The organism is Lysinibacillus sp. 54212 (assembly GCF_036662795.1).
Classification (GTDB): domain Bacteria; phylum Bacillota; class Bacilli; order Bacillales_A; family Planococcaceae; genus Lysinibacillus_B.
In genome coordinates this window covers 152,315-169,026 of the sequence record NZ_JBAFWZ010000006.1, presented here as the reverse complement: position 1 = coordinate 169,026, position 16,712 = coordinate 152,315, and the positions used below count along the sequence as shown (strand labels likewise).

General features: G+C 38.7%; 17 protein-coding genes and 1 riboswitch. Of the genes, 7 read left to right on the top strand and 10 right to left on the bottom strand.

The window, feature by feature from the left end; genetic code table 11:
* From V4T18_RS06385 to V4T18_RS06365, 5 genes are all read right to left on the bottom strand, one after another.
* A partial coding sequence (locus V4T18_RS06385) for a hypothetical protein (RefSeq protein ID WP_332647775.1) occupies window positions 1-245 on the bottom strand: 245 nt, incomplete at its 3' end.
* 122 nt (window positions 246-367) lie between these two features.
* Window positions 368-2,572 carry a HAMP domain-containing sensor histidine kinase gene (locus V4T18_RS06380; protein ID WP_332647773.1) on the bottom strand — a complete coding sequence of 735 codons (2,205 nt, stop codon included), beginning with the start codon at window positions 2,570-2,572 and terminating at the stop codon, window positions 368-370.
* Between the two features lie 12 nt (window positions 2,573-2,584).
* Window positions 2,585-2,728 (bottom strand): hypothetical protein, encoded by a 144-nt coding sequence (locus tag V4T18_RS06375; protein WP_332647771.1) that lies wholly within the window; start codon window positions 2,726-2,728, stop codon window positions 2,585-2,587.
* Window positions 2,718-3,407, bottom strand: coding sequence for a response regulator transcription factor (locus V4T18_RS06370; RefSeq protein ID WP_332647769.1), 690 nt, complete (start codon window positions 3,405-3,407; stop codon window positions 2,718-2,720). The genes V4T18_RS06375 and V4T18_RS06370 overlap by 11 nt, the downstream gene beginning before the upstream one ends.
* A gap of 106 nt (window positions 3,408-3,513) precedes the next feature.
* Window positions 3,514-4,371 carry a DMT family transporter gene (locus V4T18_RS06365; RefSeq protein WP_332647784.1) on the bottom strand — a complete coding sequence of 286 codons (858 nt, stop codon included), beginning with the start codon at window positions 4,369-4,371 and terminating at the stop codon, window positions 3,514-3,516.
* 98 nt (window positions 4,372-4,469) lie between these two features.
* Between V4T18_RS06365 and V4T18_RS06360 the strand changes: the two genes are divergently transcribed.
* Window positions 4,470-4,700: a DNA-binding protein gene (locus tag V4T18_RS06360; protein WP_332647766.1), complete on the top strand. Its 231-nt coding sequence runs from the start codon at window positions 4,470-4,472 to the stop codon at window positions 4,698-4,700.
* Window positions 4,701-4,814: 114 nt separating this feature from the next.
* Window positions 4,815-5,501: a TraR/DksA C4-type zinc finger protein gene (locus V4T18_RS06355; RefSeq protein ID WP_332647764.1), complete on the top strand. Its 687-nt coding sequence runs from the start codon at window positions 4,815-4,817 to the stop codon at window positions 5,499-5,501.
* 91 nt (window positions 5,502-5,592) lie between these two features.
* On the opposite strand, the gene V4T18_RS06350 is transcribed toward V4T18_RS06355, so the two are convergent.
* The 3 genes from V4T18_RS06350 to V4T18_RS06340 all read right to left on the bottom strand — a co-directional run bounded on the left by V4T18_RS06350 (window position 5,593) and on the right by V4T18_RS06340 (window position 8,765).
* On the bottom strand, window positions 5,593-6,579 hold the full coding sequence (locus V4T18_RS06350) for a homoserine dehydrogenase (protein WP_332647762.1): 987 nt from the start codon (window positions 6,577-6,579) through the stop codon (window positions 5,593-5,595).
* Window positions 6,580-6,836: 257 nt separating this feature from the next.
* Entirely contained in the window at window positions 6,837-7,235 is a 399-nt protein-coding gene (locus V4T18_RS06345) for a hypothetical protein (RefSeq protein WP_332647760.1), read from the bottom strand.
* A 225-nt stretch (window positions 7,236-7,460) separates the two neighbouring features.
* Entirely contained in the window at window positions 7,461-8,765 is a 1,305-nt protein-coding gene (locus tag V4T18_RS06340) for an O-acetylhomoserine aminocarboxypropyltransferase/cysteine synthase family protein (RefSeq protein WP_332647758.1), read from the bottom strand.
* 166 nt (window positions 8,766-8,931) lie between these two features.
* A riboswitch (SAM riboswitch) is annotated at window positions 8,932-9,042 on the bottom strand.
* Window positions 9,043-9,335: 293 nt separating this feature from the next.
* On the opposite strand from V4T18_RS06340, the gene nfsA reads away from it, so the two are divergent.
* Window positions 9,336-10,067, top strand: coding sequence for an oxygen-insensitive NADPH nitroreductase (gene nfsA, locus V4T18_RS06335; protein WP_332647756.1), 732 nt, complete (start codon window positions 9,336-9,338; stop codon window positions 10,065-10,067).
* Between the two features lie 258 nt (window positions 10,068-10,325).
* Window positions 10,326-10,703 (top strand): hypothetical protein, encoded by a 378-nt coding sequence (locus V4T18_RS06330; protein ID WP_332647753.1) that lies wholly within the window; start codon window positions 10,326-10,328, stop codon window positions 10,701-10,703.
* A 17-nt stretch (window positions 10,704-10,720) separates the two neighbouring features.
* Here V4T18_RS06330 and V4T18_RS06325 read toward each other — a convergent pair whose 3' ends face one another.
* The gene (locus tag V4T18_RS06325) at window positions 10,721-12,406 is read right to left on the bottom strand and encodes a hypothetical protein (RefSeq protein WP_332647750.1); all 1,686 of its coding nucleotides are present in this window, start codon (window positions 12,404-12,406) and stop codon (window positions 10,721-10,723) included.
* Between the two features lie 140 nt (window positions 12,407-12,546).
* On the opposite strand from V4T18_RS06325, the gene V4T18_RS06320 reads away from it, so the two are divergent.
* The 3 genes from V4T18_RS06320 (at window position 12,547) to V4T18_RS06310 (ending at window position 15,530) form a co-directional block, all read left to right on the top strand.
* Window positions 12,547-13,200 (top strand): lysoplasmalogenase, encoded by a 654-nt coding sequence (locus V4T18_RS06320; protein WP_332647782.1) that lies wholly within the window; start codon window positions 12,547-12,549, stop codon window positions 13,198-13,200.
* A 33-nt stretch (window positions 13,201-13,233) separates the two neighbouring features.
* Window positions 13,234-14,457: a peptidase T gene (pepT, locus tag V4T18_RS06315; RefSeq protein ID WP_332647747.1), complete on the top strand. Its 1,224-nt coding sequence runs from the start codon at window positions 13,234-13,236 to the stop codon at window positions 14,455-14,457.
* 119 nt (window positions 14,458-14,576) lie between these two features.
* The gene (locus V4T18_RS06310; RefSeq protein ID WP_332647744.1) at window positions 14,577-15,530 is read left to right on the top strand and encodes a DMT family transporter; all 954 of its coding nucleotides are present in this window, start codon (window positions 14,577-14,579) and stop codon (window positions 15,528-15,530) included.
* Between the two features lie 730 nt (window positions 15,531-16,260).
* Here the strand turns inward: V4T18_RS06310 and V4T18_RS06305 are convergent.
* A complete protein-coding gene (locus V4T18_RS06305) occupies window positions 16,261-16,704 on the bottom strand; it encodes a DUF4395 domain-containing protein (protein ID WP_332647742.1) in 444 nt (147 codons plus the stop codon).
* Between the last annotated feature and the right edge of the window lie 8 nt (window positions 16,705-16,712).

The window sequence follows — 16,712 nt, the reverse complement described above, 5'->3', positions numbered from 1 at the left end:
GTGCGGATAGCACACCCTTTCGTTCGGATACGACCTCCTCTTGTGCGGATAGCACACCCTTTCGTTCGGATACGACCTCCTCTTGTTCGGATAGCACACCCTTTCGTTCGGATACGACCTCCTCTTGTTCGGATAGCACGCTTTTGTTCGGATACGACTTCCTTTCGTTTCGGATAAACAACTCTCATATTCAGACGCCCACCTTCCATTGCGGATAGCCACCCTTCCGTAGTCAAATCCACCATCTTGTGTAAATACCGTGCACATAGCACCACCTTTTATTCATATACACATTAGGTCGGGAGTCCATAATTTACAAATATCACAAAAAAACACACCTCTACTAAAATAGAAGCGTGCCACATAGTTAAGCAGTTGGAATAACGACCTTCACTTTAAATAAATCGCCATCCACTTCGATATTTAATTGGGCGTTGTGTAAATCTATAATTGACTGTGCAATTGCTAACCCTAGCCCTGAGCCATCTGTATGACGAGATGTATCTGCTCGTTTGAAGCGCTCTGTTAGCTCCTCCACATTATCACCTAGCTCATACTTCGCCACATTTTTCACTGTAAACTCAGCTACCCCGTTTTCTTGCTTTAGTGTCACATAAACACGCGTGCCCTCTAAGCTATACTTACGTGCATTGATAACTAAATTATCAATCACACGCCACCATTTTTGACCGTCTACGTAAGCGAAAATCGGCTGTTCACTAATGGAAACACGTAAATCTAAGCCCGCAGCAACAAAGTCCTCCTTCTGCTCACCTACAGCCTGTTGTAAAAGCTGCGCTAAGTCTACTCGTTGTTTAACCAGCTCAATGTTGCCACTTGCCATTTTCGATACATCGAACAAGTCCTCAATTAATGTTTTCAGTCGTTCGGATTTTTTATCTAAAATATTTACATATTTTAAACGCTCTTCCTCTGTTAGCTCTGGATTTTTCAATAAATCCGTATACGTAATAATCGATGTTAGCGGTGTTCGTAAATCATGACTAACGTTCGTAATCAACTCGGTTTTCAAACGTTCACTTTTCGCCTGCTCGCTCATCGACTTTCGAACACCCTCACGTAAATCATTTAAATGACGGGCATGATCTGCAAAAGGAGATTTCCCCTTCACCTTGATATCATTCGTTAATCTTCCCTCAGCCATATCCTTCGTTTGCTGCATAATACGGTTGAGATAGCCAATTCGACGCAGGAAAACATACAACACCGGCAATAATACGAAAAAGAAGCAAGGGATATAAATAAGTAATAAAGCAGGTTGCATCATTATCGGAGTGATCCCAACCCCACCAAGGAAAAATACAGCCAGCACAAACATCGATTGAACCCCAATTGACCGATTTAAAAACGAATCCGTTATTGCATCTTTAATTCTGAACAAAATTGAGTTTTGGAGTATCACCATACGATTCTCCGCTTTTAATACATCATATAGCCAAATACCAGTTAAAATTGTGCCACCAATAACCGCAAAATCAAAAAGGTAAAAAAACATATATTCAGTAAATATCTCTACGCCACGATAACCCTCATTATCGTAATAATAAGCCATACCTTCTATCGTATACTCAAAATCAATTAAGTTGAAGTAGCCCAACATCCCTAGTGTAATCGGAATTGCCAGTTGGATATCAATCGTCCATTGTTTAAATTTCCCTTCCACTTCTGGAAATGCAGAAAAAATAGCTCGATTCGGCTTTAACACGGTCAAAAGAAGGATTAATGCTATAATCCCCAATATCCATAGCGTAAAATAACTGATTTTCTGTATCTTAAATGTTTTATAGTTCTGCTGGAAATCTGTATGCTCCAACATCGCATTTGAAATAGAAATCGTTCCTGAAAAATACGCACGTTCAATTGGTAAGTATAGTTCTTCACCAGACACCCCTGATCCACCTGGAATATACTCACCTAAATAAATGCTATGTCCACCATCAGATACAAGCGGATTATCCTCTGTAAAATTTTTCTTAAATACGAGTTCGTAATTTAGGTTATTTGAGAAAGTTTCGTCCGTATCCGTATTCGTTAAGTTATAAGAAAAATATTTATAATCTTGTTTAAATTGCTGCAAGTCATTCGCCCGCTCTTTAAAATAAGCATCGACAGCTCGTTCCTTAATGGCACGAATTTTTTTCTCAACGGTATCGGTATCCTCAAAGTTTGCCTTCACATCAGCAATTTTAGCATCTCGCTCTTTGATTAACGCTTCCTGTACATCTTGATCCACAGCGGCATCTTCACTTCCAAGCTGTTGCGCATATTGCTCCTTAATTTTAGTGATTTGCTCAGCTAATGTGCCGTAATAATTGCGATACTGCGCAATTTCATCATCAGAAACCGTAATCTTTTCCTTCGCTTTCTCAGGAGTAATTGGATTTAACACATATGATTTCAATCCCTCTTGAAAGCTATTTTCTATATTTTTAAAGTCCGTTGACTCAAAATAATCTTGTCCAATAATTTCAGTTGATTTCGTCAGAAACGTATAGCCTGAAACAATTACTAAAAACATAAGAAAAAGTGTGAGGAATAATCGTCCTTTCATTTGACCTTCCTCCTAAAATAATTTTAATAATAGTTGAATCGTATCCATGAAATGTGCATCTATCACTTGCCATATGTATGTCCCGATACATACAATCCCAATCGCTGCAGCAATAATACTGCATGTTGAGCAAACGGCCTGTAGTTTATTTTTCAATTTTATAACCTAATCCCCATACGACTTTTAAATAGCGAGGATTTTTCGGGTCAGCCTCGATTTTTTCACGGATTTTTCGGATATGCACTGCCACAATATTTTCTGCATTATACGCCTCTTCATTCCAAACGAGCTCATAAATTTCACGAATAGAAAATACGCGCCCTGCATTTTTTAGTAGCAGCTCTGTAATTTTATATTCAATCGGGGTTAGCTTTACAGGTTCACCATCTAAACGTACCTCTCGAGCCTCTGCATTTAACGAAAGCCCATTCACTTCAATATTTTCCTCTTTCGCGTATGTCCCAAGCTCGACGTAACGACGCAGCTGCGATTTCACACGCGCCATGAGCTCTAGTGGATGAAATGGCTTCGTTAAATAGTCATCTGCCCCTACTGATAATCCGTGAATTTTATCCGAATCCTCTGCCTTTGCACTGAGCATAATAATCGGGATATTTCGCTCAGTTCGAATTTTAAATGTTGCCGTTATTCCGTCCATTTTCGGCATCATTATATCTAAAATAATTAAATGTACTTCATTTTTTTCAAGCTGCTGCAATGCCTCTACACCGTCCGCAGCCTTTAACACATTATAGCCTTCATTTCGTAAATAGATCTCGATACCATCACGAATATCTTGATCGTCGTCTGTTACTAGTACAGTCAGTTTATTCATTTCACACACCTCACTGCTTTTCCTTATACGCTTATCTTAAATTATAAAAATGAACTTTCAATCATCATAAATATGAAGAAATTCTTAAGAAATACATAAGACATGTTTAGTCCGTAGCCTTAGATCCTAACGTTAACACGACAATCCCACTTAACAATAAAAATACGCCTATCCAAGAAGTGAAAGATAAATACTCCCCTAGCCAAAACACACCGAGCAGGGCAGCTGTCAATGGCTCCGCTAAGCTTAAGGTTACAGCTGAAGATGCATTTATTTTTTGTAATCCATTCAAAAAAAGAACATAAGCAACACTTGTTGTTGCAATGCCCATAAATAACATTGGTGCTATATTTTGTGGAACGGTTACCCAGGATACACCATCCATACTAGCAAGAGGCGCGAGCAAAATTGCACATAATGTAAATGTCATCGCAACTGCGGGAAGCGTTTCCTCCCGTTTCATAAGTTCTTTACTAACATTTGTATATGTGGCAAACATAGCACCAGCACCTAATGCAACTAAAACACCCAATGGTTCAACCTTTGCCTCTCCACTATGAACAAATAATAATAAACAGCCGATAATCGCTAAAATTGTAGCAATTATCCATACTCTTGTTGGTCTCGCCTTGAAAAATAACCATTCAATAACACCCGAGAATACAGGGGCACTTCCGATCGTAACTACCGTCCCAATCGCTACGCCTGAATAACGAATTGATGTAAAAAATAAACCTTGAAACAGCGCAATACTAATTGCTGCAAGGAATGTCCATCGCCATGACCAATGACGGACCTTTAGCTTTCCTAAAATTATCACGATGATTAATAGTAGACCGCCTCCAATAGCTGAACGAACACCAGCTATAGCAAATGAAGAAATCCCTTCCTGTAAGTACATTCTAGTAGTCCCAGTCGTCCCCCAAAGAACAGCGGCAATTAACACAAATATGTATGGTAATATACGCAAGATTACAACCTCCCTTAATCTCATGCTTTTCTAGTACATTCTTATAAATATGCTTATAATAAACATACATATATGAAACGGAGATTATAAACATGTATAAAACAGTTGCAGAAACAGCAAGCGACTTAGGTATGCCTGAGCACCAAATTCTACATTACATCTATAACGGACGCATTAGAGCAGTGCACGACGGCGAACAATTTTTAATTAATAGCGGTCAATTCGATACGTATCACGAGCAAATCGAACGTATTAAAGAAGAAATTGAAATTTGGCGTAACACACCAATCCCAGAAGATATAGATGTGAAGGACGAAGATTGACTTCAATTACATATTTTACCACGTTTTACCTTAATATCAAAAACCTTTATCCTCTACTGGAATAAATAACTTTGCCTTCATTCGCCCATACTATGTTTGAAAAGGAAGGACGTGATGACGATTCTAACCGAAAAACAAAAGGCAACACTTAAAAAAATCTTACTGGAAGAACAAGAAGCATTACAGCGAGTCGTTGCAGATGATGATTTATTAGAGGGAGGGAGCTTACGCGATGCAACAGACGAATTATCTACTATCGATAATCACCCTGCCGATTTAGCAACCGAACTTTTTGAACGCGAAAAGGATATAGCGCTCAAGGCTCACGATGAGGATGAATTATCAAAGGTAGACGCTGCACTTCATGCAATGGAAAACGGTACGTATGGAGTTTGTGCAAAATGTAAGGTCGATATTCCGTATGAGCGATTAATCGCCATTCCGTACACTGCATTTTGTCTTTCACATTCCGAGGATAGGTCTGTGCCAAATGATCGCCCTGTAGAGGAACAGGTCATTCTACCAGCTGTCGATAACTCCTTTGCTGGACGAGATGACAAGGATGATATTCATGATTATGAAGATTCCTTCCAAACGGTTGCGCAATACGGTACATCTGAAACCCCTTCAGATTTTGAAGGTGATTTTGATAATTATAATGATTTATATGACGACCCAGAGGAAATCGGAATGGATGAGGAACTGGATTCATTAGCTATTTCTGAAATAGACATATTAACACAGCAAATTTCACGACTCGAGGCGGAAGAAGCAAGAAAATATGATTATTTAGAAGATTAGTTTCCTTTTTGCTTTGCCAAACGGTGGAGCTTTCGTCGCAAAAAAGGCTTTTGACATCCGGTACATCCGGTTAGCCAAAAGCCTTTCATTATTAAATCGATACGACGAAGCCTGCACGCTTGCCAATAATTTCTGCATAGTCCTCTACCATTACACTAGCAGTTGGATACATACCTGCTCCTGGACCGACTAATGTTAATGTCCCAATATAATTTGTTTCCATTGTAACAGCGTTAAATACATCATCTATCGGGTATAGTGGGTGTTCACTATCTACTAAAATAGGCTCCACCTTCCCTACAATACGACCGTCGGATAATTTATCTACCTGCGCTACATGTCGATAGCGGAGACCTTTTGCTGTTGCTTCTTTAACGGCTTCTGTCGAAATCGTATCGATCCCGATCACTTCAACCTCTGACCAATCTGGTTGCTCTCCAAACGCTAAAGAAGATAATACCATTAATTTTTTAAATGCATCCTGACCTGAAACATCGTTATATGGATCGGCCTCTGCATAGCCTAAACGTTGCGCCTCTGAAAGTGCCTTATCAAAGCTCCAGCCTTCTCCACGCATTTTTGTGAGGATATAGTTTGTTGTTCCGTTTAAAATCCCTTGAATACGGCTTACGTCGTTTACAAGTAAAATATTTTTCATTGTTTTAATGACTGGTACGCCACCTGCGACTGTCGCTTCATAGCCTACAAAAACACCGTTCTTTTTCGCTAGGTCCTGAAGCTCCGTTCCACGCTTTGCAAACATCACTTTATTCGCCGTAATAACATGACATTTATGCTCCACCGCACGTTTTAAATAGGTATACGCCGGCTCCTCATTAACGATTGCCTCAAAAACAACTTGCAGGCCCTTTTCTGCGAGAACCTCGTCAATATTTTCTGTCATTAAATGCTTCGTACCCGGTACACGCTCACGACTTGCGTCTGTTACTAGTATTTTCGCTACCTCTAACTCGACACCAAGCTTTTCACGAAGCTCTTCACGCTTTTCATTTAAAATATGGTATATCCCTTGACCTACTGTGCCAAATCCTAAGATGGCTGCCTTTATTGTTGCCATATTGTCTCCCCCAAAATCATCGATAAATCTATATAAACAAATTATTCTAATAATTTTACATAAAAAAATTCTATCTTATATTATACAGGAAAACAAGAAAAATCTCCCCTAGATGAACAAATGTTTATGTAAAATGTACATTAAGCGGTTACATCCTCAAAAAGCTTTCATCATTTCGACACATTTAGAGTTTCTACTATTGATAATAATAAAAAGATGTCTTTGGACACTAGACATCTTTTTTACACAGATTTATTTTATACTGCGATCAAGATTTTTTTAGAGGATATTGCACGATAACGATCCATAATCTTTCTCACGATAATTTCTTCTTTTTTTGTAAATGCTGGTATACCATATGTACGATGTACGAGCTGGAATTGACCATAGGCTAAGTACCATTCCTTTGCTGGCATAACGATGTGATCTCCCCCGTGCTCCCTATATGCCTCGTACACTTCATTTACAACATAGCCTGTTGATGCAAGGTCGTGTGTTTCCTCTGAAAATGCACTATGCCCAAAAGTTTTCTTCCACATAGTATCAACAGCCGCCAATAAATTTTGGATAACCTTCTGATTAATAAATGTTTCAACTTCGTTTAATTCATATACGAAATAAGCAGTAATATTTTGTGCACTGTAGACATTTCCCATAGTCAACACTCCTTTTATCATTTTGTAAGCTGTCTCATTCTGTTTTGGAACAATGGATGGGGATTTCCCTTTACATTATGTAAATATTACCCTATGTACTACACATTGTCAATAATACTTATAAAAATACTAGGAATTAAAATTATCACTATTTTAGTTAATTGAAAATGTAGCGATTTACTCGTGAAATGATACGAGTCAAACCGCTACAACTTTGTTATATACTTAAGCTTTTGCTCCTGCGCCAAATGAGGCTGCAACTTTTGATAATGCTTGGTCTAAGTCTGCAATAATATCTTCAACATTTTCTAAGCCGATTGAAAGACGAATGAGCCCTTCTGATACACCAGCTACCTTTAGCTCTTCAGCGGATAATTGCTGATGTGTTGTAGATGCAGGGTGAATAATTAACGAGCGTGCATCTCCTACATTCGCAACATGAGAGAATAGCTCCACATTATCGATGACATTTCTTCCTGCATCACGACCGCCTTTAATCTCAAATGTGAGAATAGAGCCGAAGCCATTTTTCAAATATTTCTCCGCTAAATTATGTGATGCAAAATCCTCAAAGCCTGGATAATTTACATACTCCACGAATGGGTGTTTTTGTAAATATTCGCCGACATTTTTTGTATTTTCATTATGCTTCGTTACACGCAGATGAAGCGTTTCTAAGCCCTGAATAAAGTTAAATGCGGCATCAGGTGAAAGTGTTGGACCAAAATCACGAAGCAGTTGCACACGTAGCTTCGTTGCAAATGCGGCAGTTGCTGTATCAATACCATAGCGAATACCATGATAGCTTGCGTCAGGCTCTGTAAATCCTGGGAAGCGACCCTGTGTCCAATCGAATTTACCAGCATCTACAACGATTCCGCCAATTGTAGTCCCGTGCCCACCAATCCATTTTGTAGCTGAATGAATAACTACATCTGCTCCGAAATCAATTGGATTGGAACCATATGGAGATGGGAATGTATTATCAATAATTAATGGTAAGCCATGTTCATGTGCAATGCCTGCTACTGCCTCAATATCTAAAATATTTAATGACGGATTGCCGACTGTTTCCGCATAGATTGCCTTAGTATTTTCATTAATGGCTTTACGGAAGTTTTCTGGATCACGCTCGTCAACAAATGTAGTTGTAATACCATAGCGTGGAAGAGTTGTAGCAAATAAATTATACGTACCGCCATACAGTGAACCTGCTGAAACGATGTTATCACCAGTCCCTGCAATATTTAAAATCGCAAAGCTAATAGCTGCCATCCCAGAGGACAGGGCTACAGCGGCAGTTCCTTTTTCAAGTAAGGCAACTCGCTCCTCAAACACACCTACTGTCGGGTTCATAATACGTGAATAAATATTCCCTGGTTCTTCAAGTGCAAAAAGTCGTTGAGCATGAGCTGTATCGTTAAATGCATAAGCTGTTGAGCGATAGATCGGTACCGCGATTGCACCTGTCACAGGATCAGGCTTTTGACCTCCGTGAAGTAATAATGTTTCCGGTTTTAAATTTGACATGTATCTTCCTCCTAATAAATTTCGATGGACTAATCGGTTTGAGGAGGATTTAGAAAACTAAACCTCTCTTCGTATGAGTCAAGGGCTTACTTGCTTGGCAAATGAGCGAATAAAAAAGCCCCCTTCTCAAATTAAGAAGAGGGCTGCGAATGAGCAAGTTTTCCTCCCCTTATCTTTCAGATCCCGATTCGAATCTGTAGGAATTAGCACCTTAGTAAAAGAATTACTGGTTGCCGGGCATCACAGGGCCTAGTCCCTCCGCCGCTCTCGATAAGAGTATATAATTCATGTTCCATCTGTTGCTTCACAGTATAAAACACAAAAAATCAATCCGTCAACTATTAATTGAAAATTTTCTGAAATATTTATTTTTTAACCTACTAGCTTTTCAAAAAATCCACCGCTATTAAAGTATTCCTTACAAGGATTCCCCTGATTATCTTAGTGAACACTTTTGGACTACTCTTTCAAGGTCCTAGGAAATGGATTGGTTTGTCATAATAAATAGTATAATATGGGCTTAGAGGGCTTTCATTCAAGCCCATTTTCACTAAGGGAGAGAAGTATATGATGACAAGAGAACTTTTACGTAGTCACTCATCCGTACGTAAATATACAGGGGAAAAAATACCACGCGAAACAGTACTTGATCTGATTGAAACAGCACAGATGGCAGCTAGCTCACATTTTGTACAAGCCTATAGTGTTATTTGGGTAACAGATGAAGAGAAAAAACAAAAATTAGGGGAACTATCAAAAAACGATTTCCAGTTCAAAACGGCAGGTGCCTCTTTCCTATTTTGCGTAGACTTTAAGCGCCTTCAAGTGGCAGGACAAAAGCACGGGATTGATATTGTTGCGGATTCTGCAGAAAATGTGCTCGTTGGCGTTGCTGACGTTTCGCTCTTTGCACAAAACTTTGTTATCGCTGCAGAGGCTGCAGGCTACGGCATTTGTTATATTGGCGGCGCTCGTACAAATCCGGCTGAAATTAGCGAGCTATTCAATTTACCAGATTTCGTTTTCCCACTGTTCGCTATGACAATTGGAACACCAACAAAGAAAAACGAAACAAAGCCGCGCTTGCCGGTACAAGCTGTTTTACATGAAAATACGTACGATGTTGAGCAATATAATACGCTTTTAGATGATTATGATGCAACGATGGAGCAATATTATGCGAGCCGTTCCTCTAACCAAAAGATGGCAACGTGGACAAAGCAAATGGCTGATTTTTTAATTGATCAAAAACGACCATTTATTAAAGAATTTTTATCGTCAAAAGGGTTCAATTGGAAATAAATATCCTGTATTAACAATCACATTGCAACGTCACATGCAAGCTAGTTGTCATAATACCTATAATAAAAATAGAGTTATACATGACCTAAGTCCGTATAACTCTATTTTCTTTTTAGTTATATTTATACTATATATCTGTTAAAATAGTAGTATTCATGTTCATTATGAAGGGATGTTTTTCAGATTACTACAAATAATTATGTTGCCAATTCCATCGAAAAGCAACAAATGAAAAAAGTGCGCAAATACTACCTTTCTGTGGCAGATATTAACCTAGCTCTTGCAAAAATACATGACAGTATCGGGCCCTATATCGATAAAGAGAAATACAAGGACGCATCGGATTATGTGAATCAATTCGTATCCTACACAGATATTTGGCATATGAAATTTGTATATAATTTAGAAAGTCCTGAAATAGCCTTATTACAAATCTTCCACTTAATTTATATATTTGAACAAGAGCCTGCCGACAAGTTTGGGAAAGAGCGAGAAATTTTAAAGCAGCAGCAAATGGAATTTGATAGCTTAAAGCCTTATAAGGACGAGCAAATCGTGGCACGAAAAGAAAAAATGCTACAGTATATTGTAGAACAGCATAGTCTTCGTCAACATGGAAAAGAGCTAGATGCATAATAGCATCTAGCCCTTTTTTAGTGTGTTCGTAACCCTGATATCGTTACTTCCTTTACAGGTTGGAATTGTTCCCCTGTTGCATAAAATGTCACGTACACTGTATCGCCCTGTTCTAGATAAACAGCTAGCGGAACAACCTCAGAGCTTACGATAAAATTCTCGCCTGTTTCTAGTAAAAACGATACAAGAGTATAATCACCCACTCGTTCCTTATACACGCGCTCTACTTTTCCTTGCGTTTTTGCTTCCTCCGCACTTGAGGAGCCATCTACAGTAGAGCTTCCCTTCGATAACGCGGTCTTGTAAGCCTTAAGTGCCTCGTTTGGTGTAGAGGCATACGCCGAAATTTCAGGATTCGCAGCAGATACAATGAAATAATTTTGTAAGAAGCCATTAGAATCAAGTACAGCCGTTAACCAACTTGCCTCACCATAGAAGTTATAAAGGATCGGCATTTCGCCTTCCCATTCCTTCTCAATGAATTTTTTAGAAATAATATCTAATGCACCTTGAGAATCCATATAGGACTCCTCTAAATTCCCCGTATAATATGTGGCCTCACCTGTTCTGGCATTCGTTAACGAATACCCTAACATTGAGTCTACGCCCTCTTTCGGACTTGTAAAATCAGTAAAGTAATACATTTCACCACTCTCTGTAAAGATTGGTGATACGTTAGCCTCAGTCCCTTCGTCTGACGGAAGCTTAACATCCCTTTTCCCAAACATACTATTCCAGTATCCATGTACATAATTTCCATAATAACTGTTTTGTAAGCTAACAGCCTCTGGAGACACTGCCCCATCAACAAACGCCGGAACATCCTCTAAAGGTATTTTTTCTGACGACCCCGTTGCTGCATCTACAAGCACGACCCCTTTTACATCAAAGCCGTTTCGTGCAGAAATGAATTCACCATACGAACGAATATAATAAGGCTTTCCATCATCATCCACTTCAAGCTGTGGCTCTCCATAAAAAATAAGCGTAGGGTATTGAAGACGCATATGACGCTCTAAATTTTTATTTAAAAACGCAGACGGTACATACGTCATGTCATACTCGATAAATTTCGGATTATCACTTGAATCTGTCGCGCTCATCGTAAAATAGCCTGGCGTTGTCTTGCCATTAAACCATTTAAACAAGCTTGAAAATTCAACTGGCGCTATATACACATACTGACCATTTACTCTTTGAATTTGCAAATTACCTAGCTCATAAAAACTCGTATTTGGTACTTGCCCAAATGCCTTTTTCATTTTATTTTTCACAAATTTCGGCGGTACACTGGCAGGTGTTTTTGTTTCATCAAAAGGTGCAATTTCTACCTCTTCTACCATTGCTGCTGAGTCATATTTTTCTGCTGCATTCCAAAATGGTGCACTTAAAAAATATGTAACGGCTATGATACTTACAAGCACAATAGCAGATTTAACCTTCTGCTCCACACCTACTGCAAATATTGCCCCTACTAATGCAGCAACCGGTAGACCATACAAGAAAATTGTCCAATGCACATCAATTTTAGAAATATACACAAAGGAAAATACACATATAAAACTAATAATGATTACAGTTGCTCCTAATATACCTCGTTGCTTAACGGTTAACTTGCCTTTCGAAACTTTTCCTGATAGCGGAATAATTAGTACAACACTTATAATTGAAGCTATAATAGACAGTAAAATAAGCTGCCCCATGGCAATCATCCTCTCTCTCTTGTAATACGGTATAGTTAACAAAAAAGTTTCATATTTATGTAGTGATGCTTAAAAAATCATTTCTTTTCGACTAATTAAGTTTCGTGTTGTACGCACATGGAACGCAACTTTAAGGAGGGATTTCTATCAAAAGAAACATTCTACTTTCACTCATATTAATCTTTGGTTTATTTTATGTATTTTTCATCTCTATGATTGATGATAGCCTAATAATGCTGTTCAAACTTATTCCTATGCTTCTCATTATCATCTTAGCTTTTACATCAAAGGAAAAGGTGCCTCGATATCATCTTCTGATATGCATTGGACTTATTATTTGTGCTATAGGTGATTATACTATTCAGTGGTTCATTATTGGTTTAGTGAGCTTTTTAATTGGGCATTTGTTTTATATCACGGCTTTTTTAGGAACAAACGAGCAAAAGGTGCCCTCTGCCGCTAAAGGTATACTGCTACTTGCAGGGGTAATTATGGTCGGCGTAATAAGCGGCACGCTCATCGGTCGCGGAGAGCTCGTGCTAGCAATTGCCGTATTTGCCTATGTTGCTGTTATTCTGACGATGGGCTGGACTTCCTTTAGAACAGGCTCACGCTTTGCAATCATTGGCGCCATGCTATTCCTTATATCCGATACGGTGTTAGCTTTAAATAAGTTCATCCTAGATGTACCCTATTCACATCAGCTTATTATGTTCACGTATTATGGGGCGCAAATTTTCATCGCACTTAGCATCACAGAATATTCCGCATCTCGAAATAAGATGGTACAATAATTTTAACAGACACAAAGGGAGGCAATACGTTACATGAAAGAACAACTAATCGAGCGTTTAATTCGCTACGCCAAAATTGATACACAATCTGATTTTGCTAGCTCTACAACCCCTTCTACACAAAAACAATTCGATCTTCTACACGTACTGAAGGATGAGCTTGCCGCTATCGGATTAACTGACATTACATTAGATGAAAATGGCTATTTATTCGCTACATTGCCGGCTAATACTGAAAAAAATGTACCGACAATCGGCTTTTTAGCGCATGTCGATACAACATCAGATTTTACAGGTACGAATGTGAATCCACAACGAATCGACAACTATGACGGCAAGGATATTAAGCTAAACGAAAGCTTAGTAATGTCTGTTGACTACTTTCCAAACTTAAAAAATTATGTAGGGCAAACATTAATTACAACAGATGGTACTACCCTTTTAGGGGCTGATGATAAAGCTGGAATTGCTGAAATTATGACGGCGATGGAATACCTCGTTAAGCACCCTGACATAAAGCACGGAAAAATTCGTGTTGCCTTTACACCTGATGAAGAAATTGGACGTGGACCACATAAATTTGATGTCGAAGCATTCGGTGCAGATTATGCTTATACAATGGATGGCGGACCACTTGGCGAGCTTCAATATGAAAGCTTTAATGCAGCCGGAGTAAAAGTTACAACGTACGGAACAAGTGTGCACCCTGGCTCAGCAAAAAACAAAATGGTCAATGCTATAACAACAGCAATCAAATTCCAAAACGGGATGCCTGCTGATGAAGTGCCTGAAAAAACGGAGGGGTATGAAGGCTTTATCCATTTAATGAGCTTTACTGGACATATTGAGGAAGCAACAATGAGCTATATTATCCGCGACCATGATCGAGCAAAATTCGAAGCGAAAAAAGCACATTTCCTTGAGGTAGAAAAGCAAATCAAAGCTGAGTACGGCGAATCTGCAATTGCAGTTGAAATCGAGGACCAATACTACAATATGGGCGAAAAAATCGAGCCTGTGATGGAAATCGTAGATATTGTAAAAGAGGCGATGAGTAAGCTAGATATTACCCCTATCGTAGAACCTATTCGTGGCGGTACAGACGGCTCTCAACTATCGTATATGGGTCTACCTACACCAAATATTTTTGCAGGTGGCGAAAACATGCACGGTAAATTTGAATACGTTTCTGCCGAGACAATGGAAAAGGCAACCGAAGTTATACTAGAAATTGTTCAACTATTTGAAAAAAAATAATGCATTCTCTTTAGATAACCATGTATAATTCTAAATTAAGCGGTGTGTTCTTACACGTCGCTTTTCTTTTATTCACAAAAGACAGAATATTGAAAGTTTTTTAAAAAGAAGGTGTAAAGATGAAAGAAATTATTATCGGTATTATATCAGCTTTATTTTTCGGTTTTACGTTTATTCTTAATCACTCCATGGAGCTGGATGGAGGCAGTTGGTTATGGAGCGCTTCTCTACGTTATTTCTTTATGCTTCCCTTTTTAATCGTTATCGTTTGGATGCGAAAAGGCTTCCCTACTCTACGGAATGAAGTACGTGCCCATCCAAAGCAATGGTTACTATGGAGCTTTGTTGGCTTTGTATTATTTTATGCCCCTTTAACATTTGCAGCAGCTTTCGGGCCAGGCTGGATAGTTTCTGGAACATGGCAGTTTACTATTGTTGCAGGAGTACTACTTGCTCCACTATTCGTCACGGTGGTCGGTAAAGTAGAAGTACGACAAAAAATCCCGATGATCTCACTCTTAATTTCTAGTATCATCCTAATAGGGATCCTATTAATTCAAGTTCCACAAGCAAATTCTGTTTCAGCTGAGACCCTATTACTTGGTATTTTCCCCGTCATGATAGCGGCCTTTGCCTACCCGTTAGGTAACCGCAAAATGATGGACATTTGTGGTGGTCGGTTAGATACATTTCAACGTGTGCTTGGGATGACGATTGCTTCCCTACCTGCCTGGATTATTCTGGCCGGTATCGCCTTATTTACAGTAGGTCTACCTTCTAGTAGCCAAGTGTTCCAAAGCTTACTCGTTGCCGTTAGCTCTGGGGTTATTGCAACAACCCTTTTCTTCGTAGCAACAGACCGCGCACGACATGATCAAGGAAAGCTAGCTGCGGTTGAAGCGACACAATCGACCGAGGTTCTATTTGTAATGGTTGGAGAAATGATGTTACTAAGTGTAGCACTACCGGAGCCTATAGCACTTGCCGGTATTGGTGTAATTATCGGAGGCATGCTTCTTCATAGCTATCATACAATGCTCGTTGCTAAAAAGGCTAAATTGATTGATGTATAATGCAAAGACATCCTCTCAAAGTTAATCGTTGAAGGATGTCTTTTTTATATTTACCTAGTTCAAACGATTTTCTTACAAGAGATAATAATCAAAAAGGATTTCCGCATAACTTTACTAGCCACATTTTTTTAAATACTAGCCGAAATTCCGAAAATACTAGCCACTTTTTTCAAAATACTAGCCTAAATTTCAAATTTACTAGCCAATGTAAAACGGAGCCAAAATTTTACTAGCCTTTCAAGGTGAATACTCGCCAATTTTCCGATTCTATTAGCCATTTGAACTACTAATGTTAGTATATTTTCACTCGCTTTACTTCCAGTGCTAAAAAACAATGTTCTGTAGGGAAAGGCGAATCCCATCAGCTACACTCGCCATCTTCCCCTTCAATCCAAAATAATGTTCGTGCTTTTCGGAATTCAAAATAAAAAAGACGCCAAAATCTTGTCGAAGGATTTTGGCGTGTAATTTTCTCTTATTACAATAAGAGAAGCTTTGAAGAAAATAAAGGGTGAAAAACTAATCAACGACAAACAATCTATGCTGCCGTTACATTTGAAAATACGTTCTAAAATGAGGGGGGTTTAGAACGCAATTATGAACTAGCGAACTTCTGGAGAAAAGCAGCTAAAGTTCAAACTCACCTGCACTGAATTGCAAGCGAGTAATATTGCTTATGTGATAATGATAATCGTTATCAGTTATGGAGTCAACATGTTTTTACACTTTTTTAATTTTCTTTTAATCGTTGTTTTTGCGCACGTCTGTAAATTAATTGGTTTAGCTGAAAATGAACAAAGCAGCCCACACAAAAGCCAAGAATAGCAATAAATGAAGCGATAGCAACCATAGCTGTAAATATATATGCAATAGTATTCCAACCGATACTAAAGCTAATAAAGCCACCCGCTAAGCAAAACGTGGCGATACTTGAGTTAAATCTTTGCTGAACCGGATCCTCTGGAATATAGCTCTTTGGCTCCTTTAATAAAAACAGTTTGGCAAATCGCATAATCGGATTAACCCCAAATGTAATGCCAAGTAAATTTGCAATAAGAGGAATTAATATGATCCATGCATAACCTGTTACCCAAGTAAGTATGACGGATATAAATATGGTCCATTGATTAACACGAACTAACGGGCGAGGAACTGATAAAGGTATAGATGACATTTAATAAC

Bases quoted from the DNA above. Each gene is read 5' to 3' on its own strand.
- V4T18_RS06380 (WP_332647773.1), bottom strand. From the start codon at position 2,572: ATGAAAGGACGATTATTCCTCACACTTTTTCTTATGTTTTTAGTAATT.
- V4T18_RS06370 (WP_332647769.1), bottom strand. From the start codon at position 3,407: ATGAATAAACTGACTGTACTAGTAACAGACGACGATCAAGATATTCGT.
- V4T18_RS06360 (WP_332647766.1), top strand. From the start codon at position 4,470: ATGTATAAAACAGTTGCAGAAACAGCAAGCGACTTAGGTATGCCTGAG.
- V4T18_RS06355 (WP_332647764.1), top strand. From the start codon at position 4,815: ATGACGATTCTAACCGAAAAACAAAAGGCAACACTTAAAAAAATCTTA.
- V4T18_RS06350 (WP_332647762.1), bottom strand. From the start codon at position 6,579: ATGGCAACAATAAAGGCAGCCATCTTAGGATTTGGCACAGTAGGTCAA.
- V4T18_RS06345 (WP_332647760.1), bottom strand. From the start codon at position 7,235: ATGGGAAATGTCTACAGTGCACAAAATATTACTGCTTATTTCGTATAT.
- V4T18_RS06340 (WP_332647758.1), bottom strand. From the start codon at position 8,765: ATGTCAAATTTAAAACCGGAAACATTATTACTTCACGGAGGTCAAAAG.
- nfsA (WP_332647756.1), top strand. From the start codon at position 9,336: ATGACAAGAGAACTTTTACGTAGTCACTCATCCGTACGTAAATATACA.
- V4T18_RS06325 (WP_332647750.1), bottom strand. From the start codon at position 12,406: ATGGGGCAGCTTATTTTACTGTCTATTATAGCTTCAATTATAAGTGTT.
- pepT (WP_332647747.1), top strand. From the start codon at position 13,234: ATGAAAGAACAACTAATCGAGCGTTTAATTCGCTACGCCAAAATTGAT.
- V4T18_RS06310 (WP_332647744.1), top strand. From the start codon at position 14,577: ATGAAAGAAATTATTATCGGTATTATATCAGCTTTATTTTTCGGTTTT.
- V4T18_RS06305 (WP_332647742.1), bottom strand. From the start codon at position 16,704: ATGTCATCTATACCTTTATCAGTTCCTCGCCCGTTAGTTCGTGTTAAT.